Source organism: Cellulosimicrobium composti, from assembly GCF_010287905.1.
Lineage (GTDB): Bacteria > Actinomycetota > Actinomycetes > Actinomycetales > Cellulomonadaceae > Cellulosimicrobium > Cellulosimicrobium composti.
Genome location: NZ_JAAFAN010000111.1, coordinates 1 through 6936, shown reverse-complemented (window position 1 = coordinate 6936; position 6936 = coordinate 1). Strand labels below are relative to the sequence as shown.

5 protein-coding genes are annotated in these 6936 nt (G+C 74.1%); all 5 read right to left on the bottom strand.

What is annotated here, in order from left to right:
* Nucleotides 1-234: 234 nt before the first annotated feature.
* Nucleotides 235-1464 carry a substrate-binding domain-containing protein gene (locus GYH36_RS18600; RefSeq protein WP_024839216.1) on the bottom strand — a complete coding sequence of 410 codons (1230 nt, stop codon included), beginning with the start codon at nucleotides 1462-1464 and terminating at the stop codon, nucleotides 235-237.
* Between the two features lie 129 nt (nucleotides 1465-1593).
* Complete coding sequence (locus tag GYH36_RS18595) at nucleotides 1594-2676, bottom strand: ABC transporter permease (protein WP_024839217.1); 1083 nt, start codon at nucleotides 2674-2676, stop codon at nucleotides 1594-1596.
* Nucleotides 2673-3719 carry an ABC transporter permease gene (locus GYH36_RS18590; protein ID WP_024839218.1) on the bottom strand — a complete coding sequence of 349 codons (1047 nt, stop codon included), beginning with the start codon at nucleotides 3717-3719 and terminating at the stop codon, nucleotides 2673-2675. Before GYH36_RS18590 ends, GYH36_RS18595 begins: the two co-directional genes overlap by 4 nt.
* Nucleotides 3716-5365, bottom strand: a complete 1650-nt coding sequence (locus GYH36_RS18585; protein WP_162290628.1) for a sugar ABC transporter ATP-binding protein — start codon at nucleotides 5363-5365, stop codon at nucleotides 3716-3718. Before GYH36_RS18585 ends, GYH36_RS18590 begins: the two co-directional genes overlap by 4 nt.
* On the bottom strand, nucleotides 5362-6609 hold the full coding sequence (locus tag GYH36_RS18580) for a Gfo/Idh/MocA family protein (protein ID WP_162290627.1): 1248 nt from the start codon (nucleotides 6607-6609) through the stop codon (nucleotides 5362-5364). Before GYH36_RS18580 ends, GYH36_RS18585 begins: the two co-directional genes overlap by 4 nt.
* Nucleotides 6610-6936: the final 327 nt, after the last annotated feature.

Genomic DNA, 6936 nt, shown 5'->3' with positions numbered 1-6936 from the left:
GGGGTACGGCCCCCGGCGCCGCCCTCGGCGCGGGCCGCCGCCGGCCCGGCCCCCCCCCGGGGCCCGGCCCCCGGGGGGCCCACCCCCGCGCGGGCGGGGCGCGGGGGGGGGGGGCCCCGGGGGGGGGCGCCGGGCGGGGCGGAGGGCGACGGGGCGGCCCGGGGGTGGCCCGCCCCCGCGGGGCCGGACCGAGGTGCTTCGTCGGACGTTACCGGTCCGCGGCCCTCGAACGGGTCAGCGGTCCGTCCAGGCCCCCGGGAAGCCCGGCAGGTCCTCGCCGCCGAACTTCGCGTAGTGCAGCGACGGCATGTCCTTGTTCGCGTCGAGGTAGGCGTCCAGCTCCTCGGCCTCGATCGGCGCCTGCGGCAGGACCCACTCCGACGGCACCTGCTCGCCGGCCCAGATCATCTGCGCCGCGAGGATCGGGGTGCGCCACTGGAAGTTGGAGTACACGGCGCCGATCGCCGTCATGTCCGTGTCCTTCCACTTGCGCAGGAAGCTCATCTCGTCCTCGCCCATGAAGACCGGGTACGGCTTGCCCGCGTCCTCGAACGCCTCGACCGCCGCGACGGCGCCGTCGCCGGCGTCCATCCAGATGCCGTCGACGTCCCCGCGCTGGAGGTACTGCGTGACGATGTCCTTGATCTTCGCGCCGTCACCGCCGGTGAACTCCGCGCCGACGACCTCGAGCTCCGACTCGGAGAAGATCTTGTCGGCCGCCGCCCAGCGGTTCTCGAGCACGTCCACGCCCGGGAGGATGCGCAGCGCGAGGACCTTCGAGCCCGGCTCGAGGTTCTCCACGAGGAACTCCGCGCCGTCGGCGCCGTACGCGTAGCCGCCGATCGGGTGGATGAACGTCACCATGCAGTCGGTGTTGACGCCGCGGTCGAACACGATGACGGGCTTGCCCGACTCGCAGGCGGCCTCGACCGCGGGCGTCAGCGTCGCCGTCGTGGACGGCGAGATGATGATCGCGTCGCAGTCGCCCGCCTCGACGAAGGCCTGGATGTCGGAGATCTGCTTGTTGTCGTCGTCCGCCGCGTCGGACACGCGGAACTCGCCGATGACGCCCTCCTCGGTGAGGACGTCGACCTGCTGCTGCATCGTGATCCAGCCGGTCACGCGCCACGGGTTGGACACCGAGGCGTTCGAGAAGCACAGCGTGTTGCCGCCCTCCGCGCTCGCGAACTCGGCCGTGTCCACGTACTCGGGCTCGATCGCCTGGAGCCACGGCTGGTCGGCCGGCCCCTCGGGCACGACCTCGCGCTGGGCGAGCTGACGGTCGTAGTCCGCCTGGACGAACCACTCGGAGTCGGCGCCGCCGGACTCCTCGCTCGCGGGGCTCTCCTCGGCGGACGTCTGACCGCCCTCCCCGGTGTCGGTGGGCGTGTCGGTCGTGCAGGCGGCCGCGAGGAACAGCGTGGCCACCGCCGTGCCGGCCAGGAGTGCTCGTGTACGTCGCATGTCCTTCTCTCCTTGGTGAGACGTCGTCGTCCCGCAGCGTGCGGGGAAGGGGGGTGCTGGGTCGGTAGGTGGGGGGTCTGCGGGCAGGCTGGAGGTCGCGCGGGCGGAGGTCCGCCGGGGCGCCGGGGCTCAGGCGTTGGCGGGGGCGGGCTCCTTCGGTGCGGCGGCCGGCCCCGCGGCGGGCGGGGCGCCGGAGGCGGACGCGCGGCGCCGCGACCGGCGCGGCAGCGCGGCGTAGGCGACCGCGGCGATGATGATCACGCCCTGGACGGCCGGTCGGATGGTCGACGGGAGGCTGAGCTGGTTGAACAGCGTGAACAGCGCCTCGAGCGTGAGCGCGCCGGCCATCGCCGCGACGACCGTCCCGCGCCCGCCGCCGAGCACGACGCCGCCGAGCACGACGGCCGTGATCGCCATGAACTCCAGGCCCTGGCCCACCTGGGCCGTCACGCCCGCGTAGCCGCCGATGAGGACCGCGGCGACGGTCGCGAGGAACCCGGACAGGAGGAACGCGCGCGTGCGCACCCACCACACTGCGCCCCCGGCGTACCCGGCCGCGACGTCGTTGTCGCCCGTCGCGACGAGCGTGCGGCCGAACGGGCGGCGCATGAGCAGCGCGGCGAGCACGCCGAGCACGACGACGACCACGAGCGCGTACGGCACCTGGAACTGGCCGGGGGTGTCGGGCACGCCCCCGCGGCCCCACTGCCGGAAGCCGTCCGTGAGGGCGCCCGTGGGCGCGCCGCCCGTCCAGAGCCGGATCGCGCCGTAGAGGACGAGCATCATGCCGAGCGTCGTGATGAACGACGGCACCTTGAGCAGGGTCGTGACGAGCCCGTTGACGAGGCCGACCGCGAGGCCGAACACGACCATGAGCGCCATGACGGGCCACGTCATCGCGTCCTCGCCGTCCATGAGCTTCGCCGCGATGACGACCTGCGCCCCCACGAGCGAGCCGACCGAGAGGTCGAACTCGCCGGACACGATGACGAAGTACTGCCCGATCGCGAGGATGACGAGCGGCGCGGCCTTCTTGGCGAAGGCCATGAGCGACATCGGCTCGCCGAACGAGGGGTTCATCACGAGGATGACCGCGAAGACGAGCACGAGGAGCGCGAACACGGTCCAGCTCCCGCCGGCGGTGAGCCGCTCGAGCCAGCCCGCGCGCGGCGCGCGCGCGGGGATCGTCCGGCGCGTGGTGTCGGTGGTCATGCGGACGCACCTCCGGTGCGGGTCGGGCGGAAGCGGGCCCGGCTGCTCGCCGGGTCGATCTGCCGCCGGGCGTACAGCGCGACGGCGGCGATGATGATGACGCCGCGCAGGACGTCCTTGAAGAACGGGTCGACGTCGAGGACGTTGAAGACCGTGTCGAGCACCGCGAGGATGAGGACGCCGCCCACCGTCCCGACGACCGAGCCGCGCCCGCCCAGGAGGAGGGTCCCGCCGAGCACCACGGCGGCGATCGAGTCGAGGTCCAGCCCGTAGGAGTACACGAGCGCGTTGCCCGTGCCGAAGCGCGCGGCGATGAGGAGGCCCGCGACGCCCGCGCACACCGAGCACAGCACGTGGGCGAGGACGAGCGTGCGGTCGGTGCGGATGCCCGAGAGCCGCGCGACGTCGGTGTTCCCCCCGACGGCGAACATGTGGTACCCGGGCCGGGTGCGCGTCAGGAGCACGACACCGGCCGCGGCGACGAGCAGCATGACGATCGTCGAGACCGGGACGGGGCCGACGCGCGTGTACCCGAACATCTGGAAGGACGACGGCACGTCGCCCGCCGGGCCCTTGAACTGCGTGTCGAGGTAGCCCTTGATGATGAGGCCCACGCCGAGCGTCGCGATGAACGCGTTGACGCGCAGCTTCGCGATGACGAGCCCGTTGACGAGCCCGACGACCGCCGACACCCCGAGCGCCGCGACGACGCCGAGCCACACGCGCGACGGGTCGCCCGCCATGGTCGTCGCGCCGACGATCGACGCGAGCGCGACGACGTAGCCGACCGAGAGGTCGAGCGAGCGGCACAGGATCGCGAACGTCTGCCCGATCGCGACGAACCCGAGCAGGCTCGTCTGCGTGAGCATGTACGCGGTGTTCGCGGTGCTGAACAGGTTGCCGCCGCCGACGGCGACGAGGACGCCGGCGATCACGAGGATCCCGACGAGGGCGAGGTAGACGATCTCCGTCGAGCCCAGGCGGCGCCGGCGCGCCGGGGCGCGGCGCGCGGTGGGCGCGGCGGTCGCGACCGCGGTGCTCATCGGTCCTCCTTCGGGCCGTCGTGGTCGTGCGGGGCGGCGTCCGGCTCCGCGCCGGGGAGCTCGTCGGCGTCGGCGAGGGCGTCGAGGTCGACCCGGACGTGCTCGCCCGAGGTGTCCTCGCCCGCGCCCGTGGCGAGCGCCATCACGGTCTCCTCGTCGCTGCCCGCGGGCAGCTCGCCCGCGAGGCGGCCGTCGCGCATGACGAGCACGCGGTCCGCCATCGCGACGACCTCGGGGAGCTCGGACGAGATGAACAGGACGGCGACGCCGTTCGCGGTGAGCTCGCGCATGAGGTCGTAGACCGCACGCTTGGCGCCCACGTCGATGCCGCGCGTCGGCTCGTCGAGGACGATGACCTGCGGGTCCGTGACGAGCCACTTCGCGAGGACGACCTTCTGCTGGTTGCCCCCGGACAGGTACTGGACCTCGGCCTCCTGCGAGCTCGCGACGAGCTCGAGCGACGAGAGGATCCCGGGGATCCGCTTCGCGCGACGGTCCGCCTGGCCGGGGACCACCGCGTCGAGCACGAGGCGCGCGTTGGCGAGGATCGACTGGCCCAGGGCGAGGCCCTCGGCCTTGCGGTCCTCGGTGACCAGCGCGAGCCCGGCGCGCACGGCCTGCCGCGGCGAGCGCACGTCCACGGGTCGTCCGCCGACGAGGACGCGGCCGCGCGTGAAGCCCGCGATGCCGAAGATGCCGTGCGCGATCTCGGTGCGCCCCGAGCCCTGGAGACCCGCGAGCGCGACGATCTCGCCGGCCCGGACCTCGAACGACACGTCGTCCACCTGCGTGTTGCCGACGCCCTCCAGCGCGAGGCGCACCTCGCCCGGGACGGTCGAGGGGTCCTTGTCGGGGAAGTAGCCCGCGAAGTCACGGCCGACCATGGTGCGCACGAGCCGGTCGGGGTCGATGTCCGCCGTCGGCGTGGTCAGCACGTGGTTGCCGTCCTTGAGCACCGTGATGGTGTCGCAGAGGTCGAAGATCTCCTTGAGGCGGTGCGAGACGTAGAGGATCGCGACGCCGCGCTCCTTGAGCCGGTGCACGAGCTCGTAGAGGAGCTCGACCTCCTGGTCGGCGAGCGCCGCCGTCGGCTCGTCCATCGAGATGATGCGCGCGTCGTAGGACACGGCCTTGACGATCTCGACGATCTGCTGCTGCGCGACCGACAGCGAGCCGACGCGCATCCACGACGCGAGACCGGTGAGACCGAGGTCGGCGAGGAGCGCGGTCGTGTCGGCGTGCATGCGGCGCCGGTCGACGAGGCCGGCGCGGCGCGGCTCGCGGCCGAGGTAGACGTTCTCGGCGACGGAGCGCTCGGGCAGGAGGTTGAACTCCTGGAACACGGTGGACACGCCCGCGTGCTGCGCGGCGAGGGGCGACGCGAAGGTCGTGACCTCGCCGTCGAGCTCGACCGTGCCCGCGTCCGGGCGGTGCACGCCCGCGATGATCTTCATGAGCGTCGACTTGCCCGCACCGTTCTCGCCGACGAGGGCGTGGACCTCACCGGGGCGCACGTCGAGGTCGATGTCGCGCAGCACGGAGTTGCCGAAGAACTCCTTGCCCACGCCGCGCAGGCGCAGGATCGGCTCGTCCCCGCCCTCCCCCGCGGCCGGGGGCCGCGGCTCGCGCGTCGTGGTCGCGGTCACGCCGCCACCTCGACCCAACCGCCCGAGCGCACCGACTCCGCGACCGCCGCGGCGAGACGCGCGGCCCGCAGGCCGTCGTCGAACGTGGGCAGACCGTCGGGGACGTCCCCGCCGATCGCGGCGGACGTGTCGGCGACGAGCGCGTCGAAGCAGTCCTGGTAGCCCTGCGCGTGACCCGCGGGCAGGCGCGAGTAGCGGGCGGCGGCCGCCGAGAGCGACTCCGGGTCGCGCACGAGGAGGCGCGACGCGTCCCGCCGGCCCTCCCACAGCAGCTCGGGCTGCTCCTGGTCGAACGACAGGGTCGACTCCGAGCCCGAGATCTCGAGGAACAGGCGGTTCTTGCGTCCCGCCGACACCTGCGAGATGACCGCGGACCCGAGCGCGCCCGCGTCGGTCGCGTACTGGAGGGTCACGGCGTCCTCGGTCGCGACCTCGCGCTCGACGCCGTCCGCGCCGCGGCGCCGCGGGTTGACCGTGGCCGACTGCGCGACGAGCCGCACGATGCGGTGCCCGGTCGTGAACTCGAGGAGGTCGCAGAAGTGCGAGCCGATGTCGCCGAACGCGCGGCTCGCGCCGCCGAGCGCGGGGTCGACGCGCCAGTTGTCGTCGGAGTCGCGCAGGAGCCAGTCCTGCAGGTAGGACCCGTGCACGAGCGAGACCGCGCCGACCTCGCCGCTGCGCACGCGCACGCGCGCCTCGCGGACCATGGGGTGGAAGCGGTAGGTGAACGGGACCACGGCGACGCGACCGTCGGCGGCTCGGGCGTCCGCGGCGAGGCCCGCGAGCTCGACCGCGCCCTCGACGTCGGTCGCGAGCGGCTTCTCGCACACGACGTGCTTGCCGGCCTCGAGCGCCGCGCGGGCGAGGGGGACGTGCAGGTGGTTGGGCGTGCAGACGTGGACGACGTCGACCTCGGGGTCGTCGAGGACCTCCTGGACCGAGCCGACCGCGCGCTCGGCGCCCATCCCCGGCGCCGCGGCGCGCGCGGTGTCGAGGTCGGCGGCCGCGACGCTCACGACGCGTCCGCCCCCCGTGCGCACGGCCCGGGAGTGGACGCCGCCCATGAACCCGGCGCCGAGGATTCCGGCGCGGTAGCCGGCGGCGGGGAGCCCGCCCTCGTCCGGGGCGCTGGAGGGAAAGGTCTGTCGGGCGGCGAGGGCCCCTGCTGTGGTCGCTCCCGGGAGGGGCGCACCCGGCTCCAGCACCGGTGTGCGCACGTCCTGCGCGACGTCGTCGGCTCGCATGGGTGATAAACGTAGGGGCACTTATGTCGAGGGTCAAGCAAAAGACGAACATAGCCCGTCACGGTTATATAACCCAAGTCGCAAAACAAATGTGAAGGATCGTCCACGGGACGGTCCGGGCCGGGCACGCCACCGCCCCCGGTCGGCGGGCGACCGGGGGCGGTGACGCGTCGGACTGTCCTCCCCCACCCGTGGGGGGGGGGGGGGGGGGGCGGGGGGGGGGGGGGGGGGGGGGGGGGGGGGGGGGGGGGGGGGGGGGGCCCCCGCCCCGGGCGGGGGGGGGGGGGGGGGGGGGGGCGGCGGGGGGGGGGGGGGCGCCCCCCCCGG

What these genes read in the sequence shown, in the direction of transcription:
- GYH36_RS18580 (WP_162290627.1), bottom strand. Translation starts at nt 6,609, where the DNA reads ATGCGAGCCGACGACGTCGCGCAGGACGTGCGCACACCGGTGCTGGAG.
- GYH36_RS18595 (WP_024839217.1), bottom strand. Translation starts at nt 2,676, where the DNA reads ATGACCACCGACACCACGCGCCGGACGATCCCCGCGCGCGCGCCGCGC.
- GYH36_RS18600 (WP_024839216.1), bottom strand. Translation starts at nt 1,464, where the DNA reads ATGCGACGTACACGAGCACTCCTGGCCGGCACGGCGGTGGCCACGCTG.
- GYH36_RS18590 (WP_024839218.1), bottom strand. Translation starts at nt 3,719, where the DNA reads ATGAGCACCGCGGTCGCGACCGCCGCGCCCACCGCGCGCCGCGCCCCG.